The organism is Roseovarius sp. A-2 (assembly GCF_002072155.1).
Classification (GTDB): Bacteria; Pseudomonadota; Alphaproteobacteria; order Rhodobacterales; family Rhodobacteraceae; genus Roseovarius.
The window spans coordinates 17,482-42,021 of sequence record NZ_BDIY01000025.1 but is presented as its reverse complement, the minus strand read 5'-3'; the positions used below and the strand labels follow the sequence as shown (position 1 = coordinate 42,021).

Genomic DNA, 24,540 nt, shown 5'->3' with positions numbered 1-24,540 from the left:
CGGAGAGGCTCCATGGCATCTGACGCCAAAAAAGGAAATTCCATCGTCGAGACGATCAAGACGGTGTTCTGGGCCCTTGTGATCGCGGGGCTGTTTCGCACGCTGTTCTTTCAGCCGTTCTGGATTCCCTCCGGCTCGATGAAGGACACGCTGCTGATTGGTGATTTCCTCTTCGTCAACAAGATGGCCTATGGCTATTCCTATGCTTCCTGCCCGTCGATCCGGCTGGGCTTTGTCAACGTTGATGCCGAGGATATCTGCGGCTTTCTCGATGGCGACAACACCCGGATCCTGGGCGGCGAGCCAGAGCGCGGCGATATCATCGTGTTCCGTCATCCCGCCGACGGCACCGATTTCATCAAGCGCCTGATCGGTCTGCCCGGCGACCGCATCCAGATGCGCGACGGCGTATTGCATATCAACGAGGAACCGGTCGAATTGGAACCGGCGGGCGAGTTTGGCGAGGAATTTGCGCGGCAGGGGCCGATGGGCATTCGCCCGCGCTGTGAAAACGGGGTTGTGGGCGCCGGGGCTGAGTGCACCAAATCCCGCCAGATCGAGACCCTGCCCAACGGTCATTCCCATGCGATCCTGAATATCGGCGACCAACGCTCGGATCATACCGGCGTCTTTACGGTGCCCGAAGGGCATTATTTCTTCATGGGCGACAACCGTGACAATTCCACCGACTCGCGCTTTCCTCAGGCGGTGGGCGGTGTCGGCTTTGTGCCGTACGAGAACCTGATCGGGCGGGCGAACCGGGTGATCTTTTCCTCTGCCGGCACCTCAATGCTGGCCTTCTGGACATGGCGCGGGGATCGGTTCTTCGAGAGGCTGGAGTGAAACTGTCACGCGACATGGCGGAATTTCAGGCGCGGCTGGGGCATGAATTTGCCGATCCCGCGCTGCTCGTGCGGGCGCTGACGCATTCCTCGATGTCCTCGCCCAATCGCGATGACAATCAGCGGCTGGAATTCCTCGGGGACCGGGTGCTTGGGCTGGTGATGGCCGAGGCGCTCCTGGCGCATGACCGTGCCGCCACCGAAGGCCAGCTTGCGCCGCGCTTCAACGCGCTGGTGCGCAAGGAAGCCTGCGCCGATGTCGCGCGTGAGATTGACCTTGGCACGGTGCTGAAACTGGGGCGCTCGGAGATGCTCTCGGGCGGGCGGCGCAAGCTGGCGCTCTTGGGCGATGCGATGGAGGCAGTGATCGCCGCCGTCTATGTCGATGCAGGCTTCGAGGCGGCGCGCGCAACGGTGCTGCGGCTCTGGGGCGGGCGCATCGGCGCGGTCAAGGAAGACGCGCGCGACGCCAAGACTGCCCTACAGGAATGGGCGCAGGCGCGCGGGTTTCCGCCACCCGACTATGCCGAGACGGCGCGCTCGGGGCCCGATCACGCGCCGGTCTTCACCATCGCGGCGCGGCTGCAAAGCGGCGAGCAGGCAAGCGCCACCGCCGGATCGAAGCGCCAGGCGGAACAGGCGGCGGCGCGTGCGCTGCTCGATGCATTGGAGAGCCAGACATGACCACCCGCGCCGGTTTCATCGCCCTGATCGGAGAGCCCAATGCGGGCAAGTCCACGCTGCTCAACCGCATGGTGGGCGCCAAGGTCAGCATCGTCACCCACAAGGTGCAAACCACCCGCGCGCGCATTCGCGGCGTCGCGATGGAGGGTGAGAGCCAGCTTGTTTTCGTCGATACGCCCGGCCTGTTCCAGCCGCGCCGCAGACTGGACCGCGCGATGGTCGCCGCCGCATGGGGCGGCGCGGCGGATGCCGATGTCGTGGTGCTGCTGATCGAGGCGCATCGCGGTGTCACCGAAGGGGTGGAGCGTATCCTCGACGGCTTGCAGGATATCGCCAAGGGGCGCCGGATTGCCCTTGCGATCAACAAGATAGACCGGGTGGAGGCACCTGTGCTGCTGGCGTTGACCAAGGAGATGAACGAGCGGTTCGGTTTTGAGCGGACATTCCTCATCTCGGCAGAAAGGGGCCATGGCGTGGACGATCTGCGCCTGTGGCTGGCGGGGGAGGTGCCGGAGGGCCCGTGGCTCTATCCCGAGGATCAGATCGCCGATCTGCCGATGCGGATGATCGCCGCCGAGATGACCCGCGAAAAGCTGACGCTGCGGCTGCATCAGGAATTGCCCTATCAATTGACCGTCGAGACCGAGGCCTGGGAAGAACGCAAGGACGGTTCGGCCCGCGTCGATCAGATCATCTATGTGCTGCGCGACGGCCACAAGGGAATCGTCCTTGGCAACAAGGGTGAGACGATCAAGGCCGTGTCCAAGGCCGCGCGCGAAGAGTTGGAAGAATTCCTCGGGCGGCGTATCCATCTGTTCCTGCAGGTGAAAGTGCGCACCGGCTGGATGGATGAGGCGGAGCGCTATTCCGAGATGGGGCTGGATTTCAAGGACGGGACCTAGGGCGTGGCCCGGCTGACCGCACGATTCTGGGTGGATGCCTACCTGGCGCGGTTGCGGCTGGCGGATATCCCGGCCTTTGTCGTGGCGCATGGCGATGACACGGGCGGAGCGGTGTTGGTGAAGCTCAACACGCTCGACGCCAAGGCGCAGGTGTTTCAACGCTCTTTCGACCTCGCGACCGGCGCGCGCGCCTGGGTGACTCTGGCCGAGGGCTGTGAGGCGGAGGTGGATGCCGCCATCGCCCGGCAACGCGGGTTCGACCCGGATATCTGGGTGGTCGAGGTGGAGGACCGGGCGGGGCGGCACCTGCTCGACGCTGACGGGTTGAGCGGGTAGGTTTGGGCGATGGAATGGCGTGATCAGGGAATATTGCTGAGCAGCCGCCGCCACGGGGAAAGCTCTGCCATTATTGAAGTTTTCACGTCTGAGCGTGGGCGGCACGCGGGCGTCGTGCGGGGTGGGGCGTCGCGCAGGATGGCACCCGTGCTGCAACCGGGCGCGCAACTCGACGTGGAGTGGCGCGCGCGGCTGGAGGATCATCTGGGGACATTTCGGGTCGAGCCCTTGAAATCAAGGGCCTGGTCGATTGGGGAGCGGATGGCGCTGGCCGGGCTCAATGCTGTTTGCGCGCTGCTGCTATTTGCGCTGCCCGAGCGTGAAGCACATGAGAGGATTTACCGCAAAAGCCTGATCTTGCTCGATCTTCTGGAGCAGCCGGAGATCTGGCCGCTGGCCTATCTCAACTGGGAACTGGCGCTTTTGGAGGAGATGGGCTTTGGCCTTGATTTGCGGCGCTGCGCGGTGATGGGGGAAAAGGCCAATGATCTCAGCTATATATCGCCCAAGACCGGGCGCGCGGTGTCGCGCGCGGGGGCGGGCGAGTGGGCCGACCGGCTCTTGCCGCTGCCGCCCTGCCTGCTGGGCGAGGGCCCGGCCCCGGATGCGGAAATATTGCAGGGGTTTCAGGTAACGGGTCATTTCCTGATGCATCATCTCGCGCCGCAGATGGGCAACAAGCCGCTGCCGGACGCCCGCGCCCGCTTTGTCGCGCGGTTCGCGGCGCAGGCGGGCGCGGGCTGAGCGCGGGGTTTTTGGATCTGAGTGGAGCGGGGGCGGTCAAGTTTGGTCTGCAACTGACGTTGCCGCACCCCGCTTACTCTTCCGCCCGAAACACCATCTCGCGCCCTGCGTCATTGGTCAGCAGAAGCGTGTCGCCCGCAACCTCGACCAGCGTCATTTCTTCAAGCGTGCGCAGATAGCGTGTCTCGGCCGCCAGATCGGGGCAGGCGCGTTTGGTGGTGATCAGGGCTTCGGCGCGGAACCACGGGTAGGGCAGGGTCTGCGCGCCGGAATAGCGGTTGCAGGGGGCCTCGCCCGCAAGCGTGCCTTCCTCGGGAAAGGCCAGGGTTGCGCGGGCGGCAAAGGGCGTGCCGTCGATGCTGTGCAGCACCCATGTCGCCCCGGCCCCGCCATGGCCCGACACGGTCTCATCCTTGCAATAGCCAAGGATGGACATGGCGATGAGCAGGGCGGCGGCGCGCATCGCCTTACCTCAGCGCGAGAATGAGATCGACCAGCGAGCCGATGGCACTGGCCGCCGTGTTACGGGCGCTGTCCTGCAAGGCCTGCATGCCGGTGGCCGAGGCATAGAGGATTCGGGCCATTTCCGGGTTGCCGATGCCACAGGCCGCCAGAAGATCGTGCAGCCGCGCCACGCGGATGTCGTCGACGCTCGCCACGACGCGCGCGGCGGGCGCATGACCCTGCGCCCAGGCGCGAATCGCGGGCTCGGAGCGCAGGGCGGGGCTGTCGCTGATGGCGCTGTCGGCGATGGTCTGGGCGGTGGTGCGCAGGCGGGCAGTGTCGGTGGTGCCGTCGGCGGTGAGCAGGGCCGTCTTGGCCTCGGTCTGCCAGAGCGCCAGAAGCGCCGCGTGAAAGCCGGGCACATCGTCGAAATGCCAGTAGAACGAACCCTTGGTCGCGCCGACACGCCGCGCCAGAGGTTCCGCGCCGAGGGTGCCGGGCCCGCCTTCGCACAAGGCGGTGAGGCCGGTCAGAAGCCAGTCGTCACGGGTCAAACGGGGGCGGCGTCGGGCGATCATGCTATCAGGTTTACGCCCGGCATGGAACTGTCGCAAGGGTTGAGAATGTCACGCGGCATTAAGTGGTCGTCAAAAAAATTTTACCAAACTGTCGCACTCTCTTTGCGTTCGCCGCGTAGGTGGGGCGCAAACCAAGGGGGCATTTTTCGTGCTGAGCATCGACGCGCTGACCAAGACATTCGGCTGCAACACAGCCGTGGACAGGGTAACATTCACCGTCGAGAAACCGGCGATGATCGGGATCATCGGGCGATCCGGGGCGGGCAAATCCACGCTGCTGCGGATGATCAACCGGCTGACCGATGCCTCGTCGGGCCAGATCATGTTCGAAGGGCGTGAGGTCACCGGCCTCAAGGGTGCGGAAAAACGCGCCTGGCAATCCGACTGCGCGATGATCTTTCAGCAATTCAACCTCGTGCCGCGGATGGATGTTGTGTCGAACGTGCTGCACGGCACGCTCAGCCGCCGCTCGACGCTGGCCACGATGTTCAACCTCTATCCCGATGCGGATATTCACCGCGCCATCGCGATCCTCGACCGGCTGGGCATTGCTGATCATGCGCCGAAACGTGCCGAGGCGCTGAGCGGCGGGCAGCAGCAGCGGGTGGCGATTGCCCGCGCGCTGATGCAGGACCCCAAGATCGTGCTGGCGGACGAGCCGATTGCCAGTCTCGACCCGATGAACGCGCAACTGGTGATGGATGACCTGCGCCGCATCCATGAAGAAGTCGGGCGCACGGTGATCGCCAACCTGCACACGCTGGATACCGCGCGGCGCTATTGTGACCGGGTGATCGGGATGCTGCAGGGCCGGGTGGTGTTTGACGGCTCGCCCGAACAACTGACCACCGGCGTGGCGCGCGACATTTATGGTGCCGATGCCCGCTTTTCCGAGGAGAGCACATCGACCTCCATCGAGACGCTGGACCGTGGAGCGGTGCGCGCGCTGCGCGAGGCCGAAGCCACGATCTGACGACCCCCGGGTCCGCCGGGGGGTGGCGGGCCGACAACCCAAGTCAACCCAACCGGAGAGAAACCCATGACCAAACTCATTGCTGCCATCGTGGCCGCCACCGCCCTCGTCAGCCCCGCGCTGGCGCAGGACAAGATCGAGGAATTCCGCATCGGCGTGCTGGGCGGCGAGAACGCGCAGGATCGCATGGCCTCGAACGAGTGCTTCCGCGCCGCCGCCGCAGACCTGCTCGGCGTGCCGGTCAAGCTGTTCACCCCCGCCGATTATGACGGCGTGATCCAGGGCCTTCTGGGCGGCACGCTCGACATGGCGTGGCTCGGGGCCTCGGCCTATGCCAAGACCTATCTTACCGATCCCGACGCCGTCGAGCCGATCATGGTCAAGACCAACATGGACAAGTCCTACGGCTATTACTCGGTGGGCTTCGCGCGCAAGGACAGCGGCATCGTCTCGCTCGACGACATGCAGAGCAAGGTCTTTGCCTTCGGTGATCCCAACTCCACTTCGGGCTATCTGATCCCGTCCATCGAGATCCCGGCCGCGACCGGTGCCAGCATGGAGTCGGGCGACTTTTTCGGCGAGGTCAAGTTCGTGGGCGGTCACGAACAGACCATCGTCGCCGTGGCCAATGGCGATGTCGATGCCGGCGTGACCTGGGCTGACGGCATGGGTGCCTGGGAAGACGGCTATAACTCGGGCGCGCTGCGCAAGGCCGCCGATGCGGGCCTGGTGGACATGAACCAGATGGTCGAAATCTGGAAGTCCAAGCCGATTCCCGAAGGCCCGATCGTGCTGCGCAAGGACCTGCCCGAGCGCGTCAAGCTGGACATTACCACGCTGACCGCGTCGCTGCCCTATATGGATGCCGATTGCGCCTATAACTTCATGGCCGGTGAGGCGCTGGGCTTCCAGCCGATCAACCACGACGCCTATCTGTCGATCATCGAGGCGCGCAAATCCAAGATGTAAGCCGCAGCGGCTGACACACGGGCCGGGCCTGCCATGCGCGTAGGCCCGGTCTCATTTGACCGGGGGTTAGGCATGAGCGATCTGATGGCAGGACGGGCGGGCGTGGTGCGGGTACAGGACGTGCAATCCGCCTATATGGCGATGACCCGGCGCAAGCGGCTTTACGGCTCGGTGATGCTGATCGTGTTCATCGCGCTGATGGTCTCGGGATTTCAGGTGGCCGACGGGCGCAACGCGGGCGGGTTCTGGGACGGGATCGGCAATATACTCGAGTTCCCCGGCGAGGTTCTGGCCGAGGCGAGCGAAAAGAGCGACAATCTGCCGGGGCTGATGTGGAAGTTCCTGCCCGCGCTGATCGAGACGATCAATATCGCGGCGGCCTCGACCCTTCTGGGGGCGATGGGCGCGGTGGTGATCTCGCTTCTGGCGACGCGGGGGCTGGCGAAATGGCCGCGTCTGATCGGGCTGTTTCGCCGGATGATGGACATCCTGCGCGCGGTGCCCGAGATCGTGATCGCACTGGTGCTGATCTTCATCCTCGGCGGCGGGCCGGTGCCCGCGATGATCGCCATCGCGCTGCATACCGTGGGGGCGTTGGGCAAGCTTTTTTCCGAAGTGAATGAGAACGCGAGCCTGAAGCCGGTGGAGGGCCTGCACTCGGTCGGTGCCACCTGGGAGCAGCGGATGTGGCTGGGGATAATACCGCAGGTGGCCCCGAACTACGTCAGCTACGCGCTGTTGCGGTTCGAGATCAATATCCGCGCCTCGGCGATCCTCGGCTTCGTCGGCTCGGGCGGCATCGGCTATGACCTCAAGAACGCGTTCAGCTGGGGGCAGGGGCGCTATGACGAGGTGGCGGCGATCTTTCTGCTGCTGTTCGGCTCCATCGTGTTCTTCGATCAGATGTCGAGCCGCTACCGCAACAAGCTGATCGCGGGGGAGTGAGAGCATGACGATGGCAACCGAAGCAGGGTTCGACGCAGCCGGTTTCTTTCGGCGCAAGCGGTGCATGGCCTTTGCCGTCCCGGCGGTGATCCTGGCCTATTTCGTCTATATCTTTTTCGCCTTTGACATTCCGGGGCTGTCGGATCGCGCGCGGATGGACAATGCGCGCATCCTTGTCGCCGACAGTTACAGCCACAAGACCCATGTGACGCGCGACAACCGCACCGGCGCGTTGACCATCGCGGTGGAGGGCGAGAACAAGGGCACCTGGCCCGAAGGCACCAGCCCCGACTGGGTGACGCGGGAGGGCAAGGATCGCACACGCGTTGCGCTGAAACATGGCCACGAGGTGCTGATCGACGGCAATGGCATGCGCTATGACGTGCCGGGTTACGGGCTGATCACGGCCCAGGTGTCGCGGCGCGAGGGCGTGACGCTCAACCTGCCCGCCGACACAGTGCCGGACTGGATCAGCGCCAGCAACGCCCGCGTCGACATCACCACCGAGGGCGGGCGCGTGACCCTGACCAAGGCGCGCACCGAGGTGATGCGCTATGCCTTCGGCTGGGAGCTGTTCTGGTTCACGCTCGACAGCCCGTTCTACGGCAAGAGTTTCGGCGAGCTGGCAGGGCTGGTCGTTTCGGGCGATCGCGTCGTCGAGGGCAAGAGCAACCTTGCTGCCATTCTGCATGACATCTGGAACAACAAGATGTGGCAGCACAAGGATGTGATGTGGGCGATCTTCGAGACCATCCTGATGGCCTTTCTCGGTACCATGGGTGCCGCCATCGTGGCGCTGCCGCTGGCCTTTGCGGCGGCGCGCAATTTCTCGCCGCTGATGGCGGTGCGCGCGAGCGTTCGGCGGCTGTTCGATTTCGTGCGCGGCGTCGATGCGCTCATATGGACGATCATCCTCGCGCGGGCCTTTGGCCCCGGCCCGCTGACCGGCGCGTTGGCCATTCTGATCACCGACACGGGCAGTTTTGGCAAGCTCTTCTCGGAGGCGCTGGAAAATGTCGGCACGCGCGAGATCGAGGGCGTGCAATCGACCGGCGCGAAGCCCTTGCAACGCTACCGCTTTGGCGTCATCCCGCAGATCACGCCGATCCTGTTAAGCCAGCTTCTCTACTACCTTGAATCCAACACCCGCAGCGCCACCATCATCGGCGCGATCACCGGTGGCGGCATCGGGTTGTTGCTGACGCAGGCGATGATCACGCAAAAGGACTGGGAAGAGGTGAGCTATTACATCGTACTCATCCTGATCATGGTGATGGTGATGGACACGGTGTCGGGCTGGCTGCGGCGCAAGCTCATCATGTCGGATGATAGCGGGCACTGAGGCCGCGGATTTGAGTATTTTTGCCATAAAGAAACCGAGGGTGCTGCGTTTCTTTATGGTAAAAATACTCGCGCCGCAGGCATTCATCTCTTGGGGAGAAAAATCCGCTGGACCGAGCGTCGCTGCATCATTTCCTCTATCGCTCGGCCTCGTATTGGGATGATCTCGCCTGGTTCGACAAGCGCCGCGCGCGCGGCTGGCGCCCGTCTTGGCCGAGCGGATGATCGCGCTGGCGTGGTGGGACTGGGACCATGCGCGGCTGCGTGACAGCTTGGGGGATTTCTGCGCGCTCACAGCCGCGGCGTTTTTGGAAGAACATGGCGGTTAAGCAAAAAGGCGGCCACGAGGGCCGCCTTGCAGGTGCTGAAATGGCGCGGGTAAAAGGGTAGCTTCAATATGGGCCCACTTAAGCGGCGCGTGTGACATCGCCATGACACTGCGCGGTATTTCAGGGACCCGAGAGCGTGAGAGTGATCCGCTCCCCCGCGAACCAGGTGCGACCGTATTCGATGGGCTGGCCCTCTGGATCGACGTTCACCGCCGTTGTGCGCAGGATCGGCGCACCGGGGCTCAGTTGCAGATGCAGCGCCTGGGTGGGGCTCGCGAGTTTTGCAGTCAGCCGCGTAGAGGCGCGGGTGTAATCCTCGATGCCCTGTTCGCGCAGCGACGCTGTCACCGATCTGAGGCGTTGCAGCGCCCGGGGAAGATCCGGAAACCGCGCCGCCGGAAAGCTGCTGCGGAAAATAGCGACCGGCATGCCATCGGCCAGCGACAGCCCGTCATAGACATGCACCTGCGCGCCTGTTGCAAGGCGCAGGGCCTCGGCTTCGGCGGCATCCGCCGCGCGCGTCTCCAACGCGAGGATTTCCTTGGTCGGCAGGCGACCGGCGGCGCGCAGGTTCTGGTGAAACCGTACCCTTGCTCCGATCGGGTAATCGGTCGGGCGATGCGCCACGAACGCCCCGGCACCGCGCCGGGTAAAGATCACACCCGCGTTTGCCAATTCGCCGAGCGCGCGGCGCACGGTGTGGCGGTTGACGCCGAAGCGATTGGCGAGGGCTGCCTCGGTCGGCAGCTTGTCACCGGGCGCATAGCGCGCCGCCGTGATGTCGGCGCTCAGACTGTTATGGATCGCGCGCCAGAGCGCGGCAGGCTTTTCTCGGGGCATGTCACATAAATTTCTTGGGGTGCAGGCTTGTTCAGTGGGGCGGTTTCAGGTAGTTATTTGTCTAGTTGTATAGTTACTTCGACAAATCCGCAAGGTGTCTGCATGACCGAGAATTCAGAGCGCAAGGCATGGATGGGCCTGCTGGCGCGTGCGCCCGCCGGGGAGCTGAACAGGCTATGGTCCGAGGCCGGGCTGACCCCCGATTACGCCCACCTGCGCCCGCCCGAGGTGGGTGGCGTGATGGTGCGCGGTCGCGCCGGGGCCACTGGCGCGCCGTTCAACCTGGGCGAGATGACCGTGACTCGCTGCGCGGTGCGGCTGGCTGATGGCACTGTTGGGCACGGTTTTGTGCAGGGGCGCGGCAAGACCCATGCGACGCAGGCGGCGCTGGTCGATGCGTTGATGCAGGGGGTTGAGGCCGAGACCCTGCGCGCGGTGATCCTGTCGCCCCTGAAAGAGGCTGAGGATGCCCGCCGCACTGCCCGTGCCGCCCGCGCCGCGGCCACCAAAGTGGATTTTTTCACCATGATGCGGGGAGAGGATTGATGCAGACAGATACCTTGAGCGGCGCATTCGCGGCCCCCCCGGTGGATGCGGCCCACGCCTTTCGCGCCGTGATGCGCGTGATGGCCCGGCCAGGAACGATTGAGGCGGTAACGGGGGCCACGCCACCCGCCCCCCTGTCGGTTGCGGCGGGCACGGTGCTGCTCACGCTGTGCGACCCGGAAACGCCGGTGTATCTGGCGGGCGATGCCGATTGCGCAGCGGTGCGCGACTGGATCACCTTTCACACCGGCGCGCCGCTGGTGGGGCGTAGCGAGGCGATGTTCGCGATAGGCCGCTGGGAGGCGCTCTTGCCACGCGACGACTACGCGCGGGGCACACCCGAGTATCCTGATCGTTCGGCCACGCTGATTGTCGAGATGGAGCGGCTGGAGGCATCCGGTGCGCGACTGATCGGGCCGGGGATCGCAGACGAAGCGGCGCTCTCGCTGCCCGAGGTGGCGGCGTTTCAGGCCAATGCGCGGGCGTTTCCGCTGGGGCTCGATTTCCTCTTCACCTGTGGCGACCGGCTTGCGGCACTGCCGCGCAGCACCCGCGTGGAGGCCGTCTGATGTATGTCGCGGTCAAGGGAGGCGAGCGCGCCATCGACAACGCCCATGCCTGGCTTGCCGAGGAGCGGCGGGGTGACAGGGCTGTGGCAGAACTCAGCGTCGCGCAGATCCGCGAGCAGCTGAGCCTTGCCGTTAACCGTGTCATGGCCGAGGGCTCGCTCTATGATCCAGACCTTGCCGCACTGGCGATCAAGCAGGCGCGCGGTGATCTGATCGAGGCGATTTTCCTCATTCGCGCCTATCGCACCACGCTGCCGCGATTCGGGGTCTCGCATCCGGTGAAGACATCTGCGATGCGTTGCGACCGGCGCATCTCGGCCACGTTCAAGGACGCGCCGGGCGGGCAGGTTCTGGGGCCGACATTCGATTACACGCACCGCCTGCTGGATTTCAAACTGGCCGCCGAGGGCGAGGTGGCGGAGGCCCCCGAGGCCGCGCCCCAGCCCGGACAGACGCCGCATATCATGGGCTATCTGAACCGCGAGGGGCTGATCAAGGAGGAGGTGCCGGATGAGGCGACCCCGCCCGACCTCACCCGCGAGCCGATGGAATTGCCCGCAACCCGCGCGTTGCGCTTGCAGGCGCTGACGCGGGGCGATGAGGGGTTCATCCTGTCGCTCGCCTATTCGACGCAGCGCGGCTACGCCCGCAACCACGCCTTTGTCGGCGAATTGCGGATCGGAGCGGTGGCCGTCGAGATAGACATCCCCGAGCTGGGCTTTACCATAGAATTCGGCGAAGTCGTGCTGACCGAATGCGAGACCGTGAACCAGTTCAAGGGCTCGAAAACCGAGCTGCCGCAATTCACCCGGGGCTATGGGCTGGTCTTTGGTCAGACCGAGCGCAAGGCCATCGCCATGGCGCTGGTTGACCGCGCGCTGCGCTGGAAGGAACTGGGCGAGGAGGATCAGGGGGCGCCCGCGCAGGACGAGGAATTCGTGCTGATGCATGCCGACAACATCCAGGCGACGGGGTTTCTGGAGCACATCAAGCTGCCGCATTACGTGGATTTCCAGAGCGAGCTGGAATTGGTGCGAAAACTGCGCCGTGAGGCCGAGGGCTGCGCGGGGCAGGAGGTGGCGGAATGAGCATTCTTGGAACAGTGAAACGGGAGAGTTTGCGATGAGCGATTACAATTTCGCCTATCTCGACGAGCAGACCAAGCGGATGATCCGTCGCGCCATTCTCAAGGCACTGGCGATCCCCGGCTATCAGGTGCCCTTTGCCAGCCGCGAAATGCCGATGCCTTACGGCTGGGGCACGGGCGGCGTGCAGGTCTCTGCCGCCTGCCTGACGCCGGGTGATACGTTCAAGGTGATTGATCAGGGTGCCGATGACACGACCAACGCGATCTCGATCCGAAAATTCTTTGAGAAAACCGCTGGCATCGCCACCACCGAGGAAACCGCGCAGGCGAGCCTGATCCAGACCCGCCACCGCATCCCCGAGGCGGCGCTGAGCGAGGATCAGATCCTGGTCTACCAGGTGCCGATCCCCGAACCGCTGCGCTTTCTGGAGCCGTCGGAGGTGGAGACGCGCAAGATGCACAGCCTCGAGGAATATGGTCTGATGCATGTGAAACTCTATGAGGATATCAGCCAGCATGGCGCGATTGCCACCGCCTATGCCTATCCCGTCAAGGTCGAGGGGCGCTATGTGATGGACCCGTCCCCGATCCCGAAATTCGACAATCCGAAATTGAGCATGGCGGCGATTCAGCTGTTCGGCGCGGGGCGCGAACAGCGGATCTATGCGCTACCGCCCCATACCCGCGTCGTCAGCCTCGATTTCGAGGATCACCCGTTCGAGCCCAGCAAGGCCGATCACGATTGTGATCTCTGCGGGGCCTCTGACAGCTATCTCGACGAGGTGATTGTGGATGACGCGGGCGGGCGGATGTTCGTCTGTTCCGATACCGATTATTGCCGGTCGCGGCGCGCAGCGAACCATGTCGGTGCACAAGGCGCGCCCTATGAGGATGCGCGCGCATGACACCGCTGTTGCAAGTGCGCGATCTCGCCAAATTCTACGGGGCGCGACGCGGTTGCGAGGATGTCGGCTTCGATCTCTGGCCCGGGGAGGTGATGGGCATCGTCGGCGAGAGCGGCTCGGGCAAGTCGACGCTTCTGTCGTGCCTTGCCGGGCATCTGCTGCCCGACCGGGGCGAGGTGATTTTCGACACGCAGCTTCACGGCCCGCGCGACACGTTGAGCATGTCCGAACCCGAGCGCCGGATGCTGATGCGCACCGATTGGGCGTTCGTGCATCAGCACGCGCGCGACGGGCTGCGCATGGGGGTGTCGGCGGGCGGCAATGTCGGCGAGCGGCTGATGGCCGTGGGCGCGCGGCATTATGGCGATATCCGCGAACAGGCGGTGGATTGGCTGGGACGGGTCGAGATTGCCGCTGACCGGGTGGATGACAAACCGTGGGCGTTTTCAGGAGGCATGCAGCAACGCCTGCAAATCGCCCGCAATCTGGTGACCGGCCCGCGTCTGGTGTTCATGGACGAGCCCACGGGCGGGCTTGACGTGAGCGTGCAGGCGCGGCTGCTCGATCTCATGCGCGGGTTGGTGCGGGAAATGGGCCTCTCGGCGATCATCGTGACGCATGATCTGGCCGTCGTGCGCCTGCTGGCTGACCGGCTGATGGTGATGAAGGATGGCCGCGTGGTCGAGCAGGGTTTAACCGATCAGGTGCTTGATGATCCGCAGCATGGCTACACGCAGCTGCTGGTGTCGAGCGTATTGCAGGTGTGATCCGGGGGCCAGCCCCCGAACCCCCGGGATATTTGGGGCAAGATGAAAGGTGGACGCGATGATCGAGATAGACGGTCTGGGCAAGAGCTTCACTCTGCACAATCAGGGCGGCGCGGTGATCGCGGTGATGGCGGGGGCGTGTCTGCGGGTGGCGCGCGGCGAATGCGTGGCGCTGACCGGCGCGTCGGGTGCGGGTAAGTCCACCTTGATGCGGATGATCTACGGCAATTACCGCGCCAGTGCCGGGCGGATCATGGTGGGCAAGACCGACATCGCCCAAGCCGCGCCGCGCGAGATCATCAGGCTGCGCCGTCATACGCTGGGCTATGTCAGCCAGTTCCTGCGCGTCGTGCCGCGCGTGCCCACCCGCGAAGTGGTGGCCGAGCCGCTGCTGACCCTTGGCGTGGCGCGGGCGGACGCCATCGCGCGGGCCGAGTCGCTGCTGGCGAGGCTCAATATACCGCGGGCGCTATGGTCGCTGAGCCCGACGACGTTTTCGGGCGGCGAGCAGCAGCGGGTGAACATCGCGCGCGGCTTTGCGCACGAATTTCCCGCGCTTTTGCTGGATGAGCCGACCGCCAGCCTCGACGCTGCCAATCGCGAGGTAGTGATGGGCCTCATCGAGGAGACCAAGGCGCGCGGTGCCGCGATCATCGGCATCTTTCACGACGAGGCGGCGCGCGCCCGGATCTGCGACCGCGAAGTCGATATGGGCGCATTTGCCCCGGGGCGGGCGGCATGAAAAAGGGGCGTCTCATCGCCGTGGTCGGCCCGTCGGGCGTGGGCAAAGACACGCTGATGCGCGCGATGGTGGCGGAGAGGCCCAGTTTGCGCCGGGTGCGCCGGGTCATCACCCGCCCCGCCGACGATGGCGGTGAGGGGCATGAATCCGTGACCGAGACCGAATTTGAGGCGCGCCGCAAGGAAGGCGGTTTTGCCCTCGACTGGCGCGCGCATGGGCTGCGCTACGGGGTGCCGGTGGGCATCTGCATGGATCTAGGCGCGGGGCGCGATCTGCTGGTCAACCTGTCGCGCGGCGTGCTGGCGCAGGCGCAGGCGCGCTATACCCGCCTGATCGTGCTGCATCTGACGGCGGCCCCCGAGGTGCTGGCCGCGCGCCTTGCCGCACGCGGGCGCGAGGCGGCGGACGATATCGCCGAGCGGTTGGAGGGGGCGGAGGTGGCGCTGCCTGACGGTGCGTGGCCGGTGGTGACGCTCGACACCGATGCGTCGGTGACGCGGCTGGCCAAGCGGGCGATCAGGCTGGTCTACAGGGTGAAGACATGACGCGCGATCCGGTGAAACCGGCCTTGCGCGTCCTCGCCCATCAGCGACAGCGCGTCGATGGGGTAGGGGCGCGGCAGGAGCGGCAGGAGCTGCGCCGCGAGGATCTCGCGCAGTTCCTGCAATTCGGATTTTGGCCGTTTGCCGGTCAGCGTGATGTGAAAGCGGAACCCCTCCATCACATGCGGATAACCCCATTCCATGAGCCGCGCCTCTTGATTGGGGCTCAGCCCGCCGGCGCGGCGGCGGGCAATTTCCGCCTCGGACAGCGGCGCGCGGAACGGCTCGAAGGCGCGCACGGTCTGGGCGGCGAGCGCGTCGAGCGCGGTGGTGTCACCCTCGGGCATCAGCGCCAAGAACCGCCCAAGCGCGGTGACGGCGAGGCCGTTGAGCATCACCGGACGGACCTGCGCGCAGAACCGCGCAAAGGCATCGCGCAAGGCTGCCTCCTCCTGCCCTTGCGCCAGCCGGAACGGCGGTTTCATCGTGGCATGCAGCCCGTAGTTGCGCGGGGTTGCGGTGATCTCGGCCACGGGTGCGGGCAGTCCGGCCACCTCGGGATGCGCAACAGGCAGACCCCGCGCCACATCCCATCCCAGCCAGGCCGCGCCGAAGGCGGCGAACGCGCCCTCGGGCGGTGTGTAATAGACAGCGTAACGGGTGAAATGCATGGGCACACTCATCGGTTTGACGCCCCCTTACAGAGAAGCGTGACAGTGACATGACAGAAACCCTCATTCTCGCCAATGCCGTGTTGATCCTGCCGGGCGAGGTGCGCCCCGGATCGGTGCATATCGAGGACGCGCAGATCACCGGTATCGACACTGGCACGACGGTGCCCCGGGGAGCGGTGGATTGCGGCGGAGATTACCTCGCTCCCGGCCTGATCGAGCTGCATACCGACAATCTGGAGCGTCATATACAGCCGCGTCCCAAGGTCGACTGGCCGCATGACGCCGCCATCCTCGCACATGACGCGGAATTGGCCAGCACCGGGATCACCACCGTGTTCGACGCGATGCGCGTGGGGTCTGTGCCCACAGGTGCGGCGCGTTACAAGAAATACGCGCGTGGCCTCGCCAATGAATTGCTGAGTCTGCGGGCCGAGGATGCGCTCAGGATCAGCCATTTCCTGCATCTGCGCGCCGAGGTCTGTTCCGAGACTCTGGAAGAGGAGATGGAGGAATTCGGGCCTGAGGACCGGGTCGGCATCGTCAGCCTGATGGACCACACGCCCGGGCAGCGGCAGTTTCGCGATCTGACCAAGCTCGAGGCCTACATGAAGGGCAAGCACGCGATGAACGACGTCGAATTCGAGGCCCATATCGCGCAGTTGAAGACGCTGCGCGCCGCCAATGGCGACCGGCACGAGGCGGCGGCGGTGGCCCATGCCACGCGCTATGGCGCAGTGCTGGCCAGCCATGATGACACCACCGAGGCGCAGGTCGCCGTGTCGCATGGCCATGGCATCCGGCTGGCGGAGTTTCCCACCACGGCTGAGGCGGCGCGCGCATGTCATGCGCGCGGCATCTCCGTCATCATGGGCGCGCCCAACCTGATCCGGGGTGGATCGCATTCCGGCAATGTCGCCGCCAGCGACCTGGCCGATCTGGGGCATCTCGATATCCTGTCGTCGGATTACGTGCCCTCGGCGCTGCTCTTGGCGGCGGTGCAGCTGGGCCATCGCTGGGGATGCATGGCGCGCGGGTTGGCCACCGTCACCATGAACCCGGCGCGTGCCGTGGGGCTGACGGATCGCGGACGGCTGGAACTGGGCGCGCGCGCCGATCTGATCCGGTTCCGGCTGCGCGGCGACGCGCCCGCCCTGCGCGGGGTCTGGTCGCGGGGGCAGCGCGCAGGCTGAGCCGATGCTTTGACAAGGCCGGGGCGGGGGCGCATAACAGGCGCGATTTCAACCGCTTGCCCCGGAGCCTGCCATGACAGAGCCGCTATTCACCGTTCCAGCCGCCCCCCTTGTCCCTGTCGAGGGAGAAGCCGGGGCCTTTCCGGTGCGGCGGATTTTCTGCGTTGGGCGCAACTATGCCGCCCATGCCGCCGAGATGGGCAACGAGGTGGACCGCGAGGCGCCGTGGTATTTTAACAAATCGGCGCATGATATCTGCCTAAGCGGAGCGACGATCCCCTATCCTCTGGAGACCGCCAACTGCCACTATGAGATGGAATTCGTGGTGGCAATGGGCGGCCCCGCGTTCCGCGTCAGTGAAGCAGAGGCGATGGTGGCGGTCTATGGCTATGCTTGCGGCATCGACCTGACGCGCCGCGACCTGCAAGGGGTGGCCAAGGAGAAGCGCCGCCCTTGGGATCTGGGCAAGGATTTCGAGCATTCGGCAATCATCGCCCCGATTACGCCCAAGGCCGAATTTGGCGAGATCGGCGGTCAGGCGATCCGGTTGGCGGTGGACGGCACGGTGACGCAAGAGGCGCGGCTGTCGGACATGGTCTGGTCCGTGCCCGAGGTCATCGCGCATCTGTCGCGGTTCTATCACCTGCAACCGGGGGATCTGATCTATACCGGCACGCCGGCCGGTGTCGGCCCGGTAGGGTCGGGCAATGTGCTGCTGGGCGAGGTTGACGGCCTTGCCCCGCTGCATCTGAGCATCGGCCCGGCGGAGTGAGCGACATGACGGGCAGTCGTCTGCAACACATGCCGGTGACGCTCTTTACCATAGTGATGGGGTTGTGCGGTTTTACCCTCGCGCTGCGCGCGGGCGAGGCGGCGATGGGGTTTGACCATCTCGCCTCGGCCTTGGCGCACTGGCTGACCATGGGCATCTTTGCCGTGATCGCCGTGGGCTATCTGGCCAAGCTGCTGCGCCACCCGGGTGCCGTGCAGGCCGAATGGCAACATCCCGTCAAGCTCGCGTTCTTCCCGGCGATTTCCATTGCGCTGGTGCTGATGTCCATCGTCATGCTGGTCCCTTATCCGGGGCTGGCACGTGCGATGTGGCTCATCGCCGTGCCGATGCAACTGGCACTGACACTCGCCGTGGTGAACGGCTGGATCAGCGCGCGGTCGTTCCAGCACGGCCACCTCTCGCCCGCGTGGTTCATTCCCGCCGTCGGCAACGTGATCGTGGCGATTGCGGGCGTGCCTCTGGGTTATATCGAGATCAGCTGGTTCTTTACCAGCGTCGGGCTGATCTTCTGGATCGTGATGCTGGTGCTGGTGATGAACCGGCTGATCTTTCACGATCCCCTGCCCGAGCGGTTGCAGCCCTCGTTGGTGATCCTGATCGCGCCGCCCTCGGTGGGCTATCTGGCTTGGGTGGCGCTCGTTGGCGGGGTGGATGAATTCGCGCGGGTCCTGTTGAACTGCGCCTATCTCTTCACGCTGATCGTGGCGGTGCAATTGCCGAAACTGCTGCGTTTGCCCTTCTCGCTCGCCTTCTGGGCGCTGAGCTTTCCGGTGGCGGGGGCGGTGCTGGCCAGTCTTGGCCACGCGCAGATGACCGGCTCGGCGGGGCATCGGCTGATCGGGCTGGGGCTCTTGGCGCTGCTCTGCTTGATCATCGCGGGGCTGATCTGGCGCACGGGGCAGGCGTTGCAGGCAGGGACGATCTTTCAGCCAGATTGAAGGGGATGACCCGGCGACCGCGCGGCATCTTGGGTGCGTTTCGCGCGGGATGCGGAACGGCGACCCAGGGCCAGACCAAATCTACCCCAGCAACCGCCGTGCAATCACCTGCGCCTGGATTTCCGCCGCCCCCTCAAAGATATTGAGGATACGCGCATCACATAGAATCCGGCTGATGGTGTATTCCAGCGCAAAGCCGTTGCCGCCATGGATCTGCAGCCCGTTATCCGCCGCCGCCCAGGCGACGCGCGCGCCGAGGAGCTTGGCCATCCCTGCCTCCAGGTCACAGCGCCGCCCGTTGTCTTTTTCCCAGGCCGAGAAATAGGTCAGCTGCCGTGCCACCATGATCTCTACCGCCATCATCGCCAGCTTGCCCGAGACGCGCGGGAAGGCGATCAGCGGCTTGCCGAACTGCTTGCGATCCTGCGCGTATTTCATCGCCACATCGAGCGCCGATTGCGCCACGCCAATGGCCCGAGCGGCGGTCTGGATGCGGGCGGATTCAAAGGTCTCCATCAGCTGTTTGAAGCCCTTGCCCTCTTCGCCCCCGAGCAGGTTCTCGCCCTTGACGTGGAAATTATCGAAGCCAAGTTCGTATTCCTTCATGCCGCGATAACCCAACACCTCGATCTCGCCGCCGGTCATGCCGGGGGTGGGGAAGGGGTGCTCATCGGTGCCTGGCTCTTTCTCGGCCAGGAGCATCGACAGGCCCCGGTGATCGGTGGTGTCGGGCACCGTGCGCGCCAGAAGCGTCATCACATGGGTGCGCGCGGCATGGGTGATCCAGGTCTTGTTGCCGGTCACTTTCCAGTCGCCATTCTCGTCGCGCACGGCCCGGGTGCGCAGCGCACCAAGGTCAGAGCCGGTGTTGGGCTCTGTGAAAACGGCCGTCGGCAGCGTTTCGGCACTGGCCAGCTTGGGAAGCCATTTTTCCTTCTGCTCCTGCGTGCCCCCGGCAAGGATCAACTCGGCCGCGATTTCTGAGCGGGTGCCAAGGCTGCCAACCCCGATATAACCGCGCGACAGCTCTTCCGAGACCACGCACATCGACGCCTTGCTGAGGCCCAGCCCGCCGAATTCTTCGGGGATGGTCAAGCCGAAGACGCCCATTTCCGCCAGTTCCTCGATGATCTCCATCGGGATCAATTCATCCTTGAGATGCCACTCATGCGCGTGCGGCTCGACCTTTTCCACGGCAAAGCGGCGGAACTGCTCGCGGATCATCTCCAACTCGTCATCTAGCCCGCTGCGCCCCACGGTGATCTCGGCGGCGCGTTCCTGCATCAATTCCACCAGCCGGGTGCGCGCGTCTTGCGTGTTGCCCGATTGCGTCAGCGTCATCACCGCAGGCTCCATCAGCGCGCGCATGTCGTCCTGGCTCAGCCCCAAATCCCGCAGGCGCACCATTTCGCCCTGGTTCATCTGGATGCCGCCATAGATCTGATGCAGGTATTCGCCGAACGCGATCTGGTGAATCAGCTGCTCCACCTCGCCGAACTGACCCTGTTCCTCTAGCCGGGTGGCCCAATGTTGCATCTGGCGCAGGGATTCGACATAGGTGGCCAGCCAGGCCAAGCCATGCGCGGCGGTCTGATGCGTCTCGATCGCGGCTCCGGACACCCGGCCATCCACCGTCACAAGCGCGCCAACAGAGGCTTTCGCACGCTCGAGCACTGTCTCGACTGGGCCAATGGCGGCCCCGGTCAGTGCCAGAAGGTCGCTCAGAATCGTGGTTTGGGCCATTGCAATGTCCTGTCCGTCATGTGCCATGAATCGCATCCTTTTCCTGATCTGGTGACTTTTATCTATTATGCAGGTGCAGCGCAACTATTATGCCAATTGTCGCATTTTTTTGATCTAAAATTGCGTATTGATTTATTGTACTGCGGAGCTAGAGCCATGCTAACACGCAGGTATGGATATGTTTTTCGACATTGGCCCGGTCTGGGGCTGGAGCCTAGCCTTTCTCGTGGCGATTTGCGCGGGGCTGGTCAAGGGCGTGGTGGGGTTTGCAATGCCGACGGTTTTGATCGCGGGGTTGAGTACGATGATGCCACCCGATCTCGCATTGGCTGGGCTGATCCTGCCGACGCTGGCGACAAACCTGTGGCAGGCCTTGCGGCAGGGCGTCGGCGCAGCACTCGCCTCGGTCCTGCGGTTCCGGGTGTTCCTGCTGGCGGGCGGGGCGGTGATGGTGCTGGCGGCGCAAGCGGTGCCGCGCCTGCCGCCTGCGGCGATGTTCCTGTTCATCGGGCCGCTGATCACCGCCTATGCACTCTCCACTCTGCTTGGACGGGGCCTGCGCCTGTCGCCCGAAGGCGGTGCGCGCGGCGAGGCGGGGATGGGCGCGCTGTCGGGTCTTTTCGGTGGGTTATCAGGGATTTGGGGGCCACCGACGGTGGCGATGCTGATGGCGCGCGGGACGGAGAAAACCGAGCAGATGCGCGTGCAGGGGGTGATCTACGGGCTGGGCGCTGTGCTGCTGCTGGTGTCGCATCTGGGCTCGGGCGTGCTGCGCGCCGAGACGCTGCCGCTGTCGCTCGGGCTGGTGCCGCCGGCGCTGCTGGGGATCGGGCTGGGGTTCTGGCTCCAGGACCGGTTCGATCAGGATACGTTTCGCAAGGTCACGCTCTGGGTGCTGCTGATCGCGGGGGTAAACCTGATCCGGCGGGGGGTGGTGCTGCTCTAGGCGAGGCCCTGAACCGGGGGGCGGCCATGGGTTAACCCGTCCTGACCGCACCGGTCGGAGGCAGGGGCCGGACGGGCCGTTCATTCCCCGTCAGGATGCTGCGGGTGCGAGAGGTGGGGGACACCGCCTCGCGGTCGGTCGTCGGGATGCTTGACGCGCTCGACGTTGCGGTGAGGTTGGGCGGGGAGCGGAGTTTTGCTGCGCCGCCCACGACTGGCAGCAATACGCAGCAAGAACGATTTCCAAAGTCACTGCCCCTCAGCGTTTGGTCGGAATAGTTACTAAGCGGCTCCTCACTGAATTATGAGGTTTTGCGGGCGAGAGATTACGAAAGGATGGTGACCTCATTTCTCCGCACGATCTCCGGGAACCGGTTTTGCAAGTGTTGGTCTGTCGCTTCACATAGACACATGAGGCGAGAGTAATGTAGCCCGCGCAGGTTTGATGGATTTGCGTCGTTTCGGATCGCAAAAATATAACGCCAATCCTCATAGCTTGTTGAATAATGATCTAAAACTTCCAATAAACTTGTTGGCCGTTTTTCAGCGGGAAGATCACTATCGTTAAGTCTGAACCAGATTTCCCCGTTTCTGAGATCGCAATATTTTGACGCGAAAATTTTGTCATACTTAGCGATGATCTTTTGTCTATCATGCTTTGGTATGTTCATAAAGATTGTTCGAAGCTTGTGCCCGCCGGGAGGCACTTTTCCACTGCAAGCGACACATGCGGCCTTAAGGAATAGTTCTGTGGCAAATGCCAGATTCGTTGCGCAGAATATGATCTCATGTACAGGGGGGTGCGGCTGGTCATTTGGCCATTTTGAGAAAATATCCTCGACAATTAACGCATTGTACCGGGCAGAGGCTACCGCAATAGCCCAGTTCCAATCCCCTATTGAACCCATGTTATTAGTCCCTCAAACGGGGCAGCGAATAGAGATCCTTTTCTCAGGCAAAGGCAAATAACTTGCGTACGCTAACAAAACAACCCCCTGCATTAGAGCCCGCAAATGCACTTAACTCTCAATGTAGCGGTACTCCGCACCTTCCATAGTAAGGTTTGGTTGCAACAACAGTTTGGGAGTGGCTGCAGAATAACAGCATGTCGACTCCGGTCTGGTTCCCGTCAAACGCCGCGCGCATCACCACGGGCAACCGCAGGGCGCGGGTTTGCAAGGCCCGCGCGCGGGCCGTCCGGGGAGCAGGGTGGCGCGCTCGGGCCTACGGCCAACGCCGCAGGCCCAAGAAAACGCCCCCGCTCAAACCCTCAGCCGAGGGCCGCCGCCTTCACGTCCTCGTCGATATAAGGGACATACTGGGCGAAATTGTCGGCGAACATGCCGACCAGCTTGGCGGCCTGGCGGTCATAGGCCTCGGGATCGTCCCAAGTGCGGCGCGGGTCGAGCAGGACTTCGGCCACGTCCGGCACCGCGACCGGCACGTCGAAGCCGAAATTCTCGTCCTTGCGGAACTCGGCATCGCCGAGCGAGCCGTCGAGGGCTGCCGTCAGCAGCGCGCGCGTCGCCTGAATGGGCATGCGCGAGCCTGTGCCGTAGGCCCCCCCCGTCCAGCCGGTATTGACCAGCCAGCAGGTCGCGCCGTGCTTGGCGATCTTGGCCTTGAGCAGGTTGCCGTAGACCTCGGGGCGGCGCGGCATGAAGGGCGCGCCGAAGCAGGTGGAGAAGGTGGGCTGCGGCTCGGTCACGCCACGCTCGGTGCCCGCGACCTTGGCGGTGAAGCCCGACAGGAAGTGATACATCGCCTGCGCCGGTGTCAGCCGCGCGATGGGGGGTAGCACGCCGAAGGCATCGCACGTCAGCATGATGATGTTCTTGGGATGCCCGCCAAGCGCCGTCTCGGAGGCGTTCGAGATATAGTGCAGCGGGTAGGCGCAGCGCATGTTGGCGGTAAGTGAATCGTCCTCGAAATCGAGCGCGAACGTCTCGGGGTCGAAGACCATGTTCTCGATGATGGTGCCGAATTTCGACGTGGTGGCGTAGATCTCGGGCTCGGCATCGGGGTCGAGACTGATGGTCTTGGCGTAGCAGCCGCCCTCGAAATTGAAGGTGCCGCGATCCGACCAGCCATGTTCGTCATCGCCCAGAAGCGTGCGCGCGGGATCGGCGGAGAGGGTGGTCTTGCCGGTGCCCGACAGGCCGAAGAAGACGGCGGTATCGACCGGATTGCCCTGCGCGTGGTTGGCCGAGCAATGCATCGGCATGATGCCTTTTTCGGGCAGCAGGTAGTTGAGCAGGCTGAAGACGGATTTTTTGTTTTCGCCGGCGTATTCGGTATTGGCCACAAGGATCAGCTTGCGCTCGAAATTCATCGCGATCACGGTCTCGGAGCGGCAGCCGTGACGCTCGGGGTCGGCCTTGAAGCCGGGGCAGTTGATCAGCGTGAAATCGGCGGTGAAATCGTCGAGCGTCTCGCGTTCGGGGCGGCGCAGCATGGTGCGGTTGAACAGACTGTGCCAGGCCAGTTCCGAGATCATCCGCACGTTGATCGAATAGGCCGGATCGGCCCCGCCCACGAGATCCTGCACGAAATAGTCGCCGTCCTTCATGTAGGCCAGCATGTCGTCGTAGAGCGCGTCGAAGCCCTGCGGGGACATCTCGGCGTTGTTCTCCCACCAAATGCTGTCCGCGACGTTGTCGGTCTTGACGACGTGCTTGTCCTTGGGCGAGCGGCCGGTGAACTTGCCGGTGGTCACCAGGAACGTGCCACCCTGTCCGAGGGTGCCTTCGTCGCGCTTGAGCGCGGCCTCGATCAGCGCCGGTTCGATGAGGTTGTAATAGACATTGCCCAGTCCGGTGATGCCTTGATCTTCCAGCCGGAATTGCGGGTTGACCCGTCCGAATGTCATGTCGCCTTACTCCTGTTCGTCGAATTCCGCGGGAACGCGGGATCACAGAGGGGGCGCCGGCGGGCGGCGCCGGTCGGGCACCTTGCCCGGCTGCGCGCCTCTTAACATGACGTTTCCGTAAAATAACAGGGCGATTTCACGCAGTTAGCGCAACCACGATCAAGTTAGCGCAACCAGATGGATGTTCGCGAAGACGCCGGTCGCCCGTGCCGTGCAAAGTGAGTCAATTTAGCCATTCGAAACATATTTTTGCCTCAATGGGAGCGTGCGGACCTGGCGATTCGCAGTTTTGGATTGATAACG

The 24,540-nt window shown here is 64.2% G+C and carries 26 protein-coding genes and 1 pseudogene; 21 read left to right on the top strand and 6 right to left on the bottom strand.

The window, feature by feature from the left end:
• The first annotated feature begins 12 nt into the window (after nt 1-12).
• Genes lepB through recO form a run of 5 tightly spaced genes read left to right on the top strand, consistent with a single transcriptional unit; the run spans nt 13 to nt 3,508 of the window.
• On the top strand, nt 13-843 hold the full coding sequence (lepB, locus tag BHD06_RS19575) for a signal peptidase I (protein WP_080458657.1): 831 nt from the start codon (nt 13-15) through the stop codon (nt 841-843).
• Nucleotides 840-1,526 carry a ribonuclease III gene (rnc, locus tag BHD06_RS19570; protein ID WP_080458656.1) on the top strand — a complete coding sequence of 229 codons (687 nt, stop codon included), beginning with the start codon at nt 840-842 and terminating at the stop codon, nt 1,524-1,526. The genes lepB and rnc overlap by 4 nt, the downstream gene beginning before the upstream one ends.
• Nucleotides 1,523-2,428 (top strand): GTPase Era, encoded by a 906-nt coding sequence (gene era / locus BHD06_RS19565; protein ID WP_080458655.1) that lies wholly within the window; start codon nt 1,523-1,525, stop codon nt 2,426-2,428. Before rnc ends, era begins: the two co-directional genes overlap by 4 nt.
• Nucleotides 2,429-2,431: 3 nt before the next feature.
• A complete protein-coding gene (locus tag BHD06_RS19560; protein ID WP_080458654.1) occupies nt 2,432-2,764 on the top strand; it encodes a DUF1491 family protein in 333 nt (110 codons plus the stop codon).
• Nucleotides 2,765-2,773: 9 nt separating this feature from the next.
• Nucleotides 2,774-3,508 (top strand): DNA repair protein RecO, encoded by a 735-nt coding sequence (gene recO, locus BHD06_RS19555; RefSeq protein ID WP_080458653.1) that lies wholly within the window; start codon nt 2,774-2,776, stop codon nt 3,506-3,508.
• Between the two features lie 73 nt (nt 3,509-3,581).
• Here recO and BHD06_RS19550 read toward each other — a convergent pair whose 3' ends face one another.
• Both BHD06_RS19550 and BHD06_RS19545 read right to left on the bottom strand, forming a co-directional pair.
• The gene (locus tag BHD06_RS19550) at nt 3,582-3,971 is read right to left on the bottom strand and encodes an META domain-containing protein (protein WP_080458652.1); all 390 of its coding nucleotides are present in this window, start codon (nt 3,969-3,971) and stop codon (nt 3,582-3,584) included.
• A 4-nt stretch (nt 3,972-3,975) separates the two neighbouring features.
• Entirely contained in the window at nt 3,976-4,530 is a 555-nt protein-coding gene (locus BHD06_RS19545) for a TetR/AcrR family transcriptional regulator (RefSeq protein ID WP_080458651.1), read from the bottom strand.
• Between the two features lie 148 nt (nt 4,531-4,678).
• On the opposite strand from BHD06_RS19545, the gene phnC reads away from it, so the two are divergent.
• The 5 genes and pseudogenes from phnC to BHD06_RS19520 all read left to right on the top strand — a co-directional run.
• On the top strand, nt 4,679-5,503 hold the full coding sequence (gene phnC, locus BHD06_RS19540) for a phosphonate ABC transporter ATP-binding protein (RefSeq protein ID WP_080458650.1): 825 nt from the start codon (nt 4,679-4,681) through the stop codon (nt 5,501-5,503).
• Nucleotides 5,504-5,569: 66 nt separating this feature from the next.
• Nucleotides 5,570-6,472: a phosphonate ABC transporter substrate-binding protein gene (gene phnD, locus BHD06_RS19535; RefSeq protein WP_080458649.1), complete on the top strand. Its 903-nt coding sequence runs from the start codon at nt 5,570-5,572 to the stop codon at nt 6,470-6,472.
• A gap of 72 nt (nt 6,473-6,544) precedes the next feature.
• Nucleotides 6,545-7,417, top strand: coding sequence for a phosphonate ABC transporter, permease protein PhnE (gene phnE, locus BHD06_RS19530; protein ID WP_080458648.1), 873 nt, complete (start codon nt 6,545-6,547; stop codon nt 7,415-7,417).
• 4 nt (nt 7,418-7,421) lie between these two features.
• Nucleotides 7,422-8,759, top strand: coding sequence for a phosphonate ABC transporter, permease protein PhnE (gene phnE / locus BHD06_RS19525; RefSeq protein WP_080458647.1), 1,338 nt, complete (start codon nt 7,422-7,424; stop codon nt 8,757-8,759).
• A 101-nt stretch (nt 8,760-8,860) separates the two neighbouring features.
• Nucleotides 8,861-9,087, top strand: a pseudogene (locus BHD06_RS19520) (hypothetical protein); the annotation flags it as partial.
• Between the two features lie 120 nt (nt 9,088-9,207).
• Here the strand turns inward: BHD06_RS19520 and phnF are convergent.
• Nucleotides 9,208-9,927, bottom strand: a complete 720-nt coding sequence (gene phnF / locus BHD06_RS19515) for a phosphonate metabolism transcriptional regulator PhnF (protein ID WP_080458646.1) — start codon at nt 9,925-9,927, stop codon at nt 9,208-9,210.
• Nucleotides 9,928-10,029: 102 nt separating this feature from the next.
• On the opposite strand from phnF, the gene phnG reads away from it, so the two are divergent.
• From phnG to phnN, 7 genes are read left to right on the top strand one after another with little or no spacing between them, the layout of a single operon-like run.
• Nucleotides 10,030-10,473, top strand: coding sequence for a phosphonate C-P lyase system protein PhnG (gene phnG / locus BHD06_RS19510; RefSeq protein ID WP_080458645.1), 444 nt, complete (start codon nt 10,030-10,032; stop codon nt 10,471-10,473).
• Nucleotides 10,473-11,042, top strand: a complete 570-nt coding sequence (gene phnH, locus BHD06_RS19505; protein WP_080458644.1) for a phosphonate C-P lyase system protein PhnH — start codon at nt 10,473-10,475, stop codon at nt 11,040-11,042. The genes phnG and phnH overlap by 1 nt, the downstream gene beginning before the upstream one ends.
• Nucleotides 11,042-12,130 (top strand): carbon-phosphorus lyase complex subunit PhnI, encoded by a 1,089-nt coding sequence (locus tag BHD06_RS19500; RefSeq protein WP_080458643.1) that lies wholly within the window; start codon nt 11,042-11,044, stop codon nt 12,128-12,130. The genes phnH and BHD06_RS19500 overlap by 1 nt, the downstream gene beginning before the upstream one ends.
• Nucleotides 12,131-12,164: 34 nt before the next feature.
• A complete protein-coding gene (locus tag BHD06_RS19495; RefSeq protein ID WP_080458642.1) occupies nt 12,165-13,034 on the top strand; it encodes an alpha-D-ribose 1-methylphosphonate 5-phosphate C-P-lyase PhnJ in 870 nt (289 codons plus the stop codon).
• Nucleotides 13,031-13,801 carry a phosphonate C-P lyase system protein PhnK gene (gene phnK / locus BHD06_RS19490; protein WP_080458641.1) on the top strand — a complete coding sequence of 257 codons (771 nt, stop codon included), beginning with the start codon at nt 13,031-13,033 and terminating at the stop codon, nt 13,799-13,801. Before BHD06_RS19495 ends, phnK begins: the two co-directional genes overlap by 4 nt.
• A gap of 58 nt (nt 13,802-13,859) precedes the next feature.
• Nucleotides 13,860-14,543: a phosphonate C-P lyase system protein PhnL gene (gene phnL, locus BHD06_RS19485; RefSeq protein WP_080458640.1), complete on the top strand. Its 684-nt coding sequence runs from the start codon at nt 13,860-13,862 to the stop codon at nt 14,541-14,543.
• Nucleotides 14,540-15,088 carry a phosphonate metabolism protein/1,5-bisphosphokinase (PRPP-forming) PhnN gene (gene phnN / locus BHD06_RS19480; RefSeq protein WP_080458639.1) on the top strand — a complete coding sequence of 183 codons (549 nt, stop codon included), beginning with the start codon at nt 14,540-14,542 and terminating at the stop codon, nt 15,086-15,088. The genes phnL and phnN overlap by 4 nt, the downstream gene beginning before the upstream one ends.
• Here the strand turns inward: phnN and BHD06_RS19475 are convergent.
• Entirely contained in the window at nt 15,070-15,756 is a 687-nt protein-coding gene (locus BHD06_RS19475; RefSeq protein ID WP_080458680.1) for a DUF1045 domain-containing protein, read from the bottom strand. The genes phnN and BHD06_RS19475 overlap by 19 nt on opposite strands.
• Nucleotides 15,757-15,806: 50 nt before the next feature.
• Here BHD06_RS19475 and BHD06_RS19470 point away from each other — a divergent pair, with 50 nt between their 5' ends.
• The 3 genes from BHD06_RS19470 (at nt 15,807) to BHD06_RS19460 (ending at nt 18,680) form a co-directional block, all read left to right on the top strand.
• A complete protein-coding gene (locus tag BHD06_RS19470; RefSeq protein WP_080458638.1) occupies nt 15,807-16,949 on the top strand; it encodes an alpha-D-ribose 1-methylphosphonate 5-triphosphate diphosphatase in 1,143 nt (380 codons plus the stop codon).
• Nucleotides 16,950-17,022: 73 nt separating this feature from the next.
• Nucleotides 17,023-17,721, top strand: coding sequence for a fumarylacetoacetate hydrolase family protein (locus BHD06_RS19465; protein WP_080458637.1), 699 nt, complete (start codon nt 17,023-17,025; stop codon nt 17,719-17,721).
• A gap of 5 nt (nt 17,722-17,726) precedes the next feature.
• Nucleotides 17,727-18,680 carry an SLAC1 anion channel family protein gene (locus BHD06_RS19460; protein ID WP_139784809.1) on the top strand — a complete coding sequence of 318 codons (954 nt, stop codon included), beginning with the start codon at nt 17,727-17,729 and terminating at the stop codon, nt 18,678-18,680.
• 81 nt (nt 18,681-18,761) lie between these two features.
• On the opposite strand, the gene BHD06_RS19455 is transcribed toward BHD06_RS19460, so the two are convergent.
• Complete coding sequence (locus BHD06_RS19455; RefSeq protein WP_080458679.1) at nt 18,762-20,450, bottom strand: acyl-CoA dehydrogenase family protein; 1,689 nt, start codon at nt 20,448-20,450, stop codon at nt 18,762-18,764.
• Nucleotides 20,451-20,595: 145 nt separating this feature from the next.
• Here BHD06_RS19455 and BHD06_RS19450 point away from each other — a divergent pair, with 145 nt between their 5' ends.
• A complete protein-coding gene (locus BHD06_RS19450; protein WP_080458635.1) occupies nt 20,596-21,369 on the top strand; it encodes a sulfite exporter TauE/SafE family protein in 774 nt (257 codons plus the stop codon).
• 1,269 nt (nt 21,370-22,638) lie between these two features.
• Here BHD06_RS19450 and BHD06_RS19445 read toward each other — a convergent pair.
• On the bottom strand, nt 22,639-24,237 hold the full coding sequence (locus BHD06_RS19445) for a phosphoenolpyruvate carboxykinase (protein WP_080458634.1): 1,599 nt from the start codon (nt 24,235-24,237) through the stop codon (nt 22,639-22,641).
• Between the last annotated feature and the right edge of the window lie 303 nt (nt 24,238-24,540).

Coding starts and splice junctions, on each gene's coding strand:
- era (WP_080458655.1), top strand. CDS start 1,523: ATGACCACCCGCGCCGGTTTCATCGCCCTGATCGGAGAGCCCAATGCG.
- phnD (WP_080458649.1), top strand. CDS start 5,570: ATGACCAAACTCATTGCTGCCATCGTGGCCGCCACCGCCCTCGTCAGC.
- phnE (WP_080458648.1), top strand. CDS start 6,545: ATGAGCGATCTGATGGCAGGACGGGCGGGCGTGGTGCGGGTACAGGAC.
- BHD06_RS19550 (WP_080458652.1), bottom strand. CDS start 3,971: ATGCGCGCCGCCGCCCTGCTCATCGCCATGTCCATCCTTGGCTATTGC.
- recO (WP_080458653.1), top strand. CDS start 2,774: ATGGAATGGCGTGATCAGGGAATATTGCTGAGCAGCCGCCGCCACGGG.
- lepB (WP_080458657.1), top strand. CDS start 13: ATGGCATCTGACGCCAAAAAAGGAAATTCCATCGTCGAGACGATCAAG.
- phnG (WP_080458645.1), top strand. CDS start 10,030: ATGACCGAGAATTCAGAGCGCAAGGCATGGATGGGCCTGCTGGCGCGT.
- BHD06_RS19455 (WP_080458679.1), bottom strand. CDS start 20,450: ATGGCACATGACGGACAGGACATTGCAATGGCCCAAACCACGATTCTG.
- BHD06_RS19445 (WP_080458634.1), bottom strand. CDS start 24,237: ATGACATTCGGACGGGTCAACCCGCAATTCCGGCTGGAAGATCAAGGC.
- phnH (WP_080458644.1), top strand. CDS start 10,473: ATGCAGACAGATACCTTGAGCGGCGCATTCGCGGCCCCCCCGGTGGAT.
- phnN (WP_080458639.1), top strand. CDS start 14,540: ATGAAAAAGGGGCGTCTCATCGCCGTGGTCGGCCCGTCGGGCGTGGGC.
- BHD06_RS19500 (WP_080458643.1), top strand. CDS start 11,042: ATGTATGTCGCGGTCAAGGGAGGCGAGCGCGCCATCGACAACGCCCAT.
- phnL (WP_080458640.1), top strand. CDS start 13,860: ATGATCGAGATAGACGGTCTGGGCAAGAGCTTCACTCTGCACAATCAG.
- phnF (WP_080458646.1), bottom strand. CDS start 9,927: ATGCCCCGAGAAAAGCCTGCCGCGCTCTGGCGCGCGATCCATAACAGT.
- phnK (WP_080458641.1), top strand. CDS start 13,031: ATGACACCGCTGTTGCAAGTGCGCGATCTCGCCAAATTCTACGGGGCG.
- BHD06_RS19450 (WP_080458635.1), top strand. CDS start 20,596: ATGGATATGTTTTTCGACATTGGCCCGGTCTGGGGCTGGAGCCTAGCC.
- BHD06_RS19495 (WP_080458642.1), top strand. CDS start 12,165: ATGAGCGATTACAATTTCGCCTATCTCGACGAGCAGACCAAGCGGATG.
- phnE (WP_080458647.1), top strand. CDS start 7,422: ATGACGATGGCAACCGAAGCAGGGTTCGACGCAGCCGGTTTCTTTCGG.
- BHD06_RS19470 (WP_080458638.1), top strand. CDS start 15,807: ATGACAGAAACCCTCATTCTCGCCAATGCCGTGTTGATCCTGCCGGGC.
- BHD06_RS19465 (WP_080458637.1), top strand. CDS start 17,023: ATGACAGAGCCGCTATTCACCGTTCCAGCCGCCCCCCTTGTCCCTGTC.
- BHD06_RS19460 (WP_139784809.1), top strand. CDS start 17,727: ATGACGGGCAGTCGTCTGCAACACATGCCGGTGACGCTCTTTACCATA.
- BHD06_RS19545 (WP_080458651.1), bottom strand. CDS start 4,530: ATGATCGCCCGACGCCGCCCCCGTTTGACCCGTGACGACTGGCTTCTG.
- BHD06_RS19475 (WP_080458680.1), bottom strand. CDS start 15,756: ATGCATTTCACCCGTTACGCTGTCTATTACACACCGCCCGAGGGCGCG.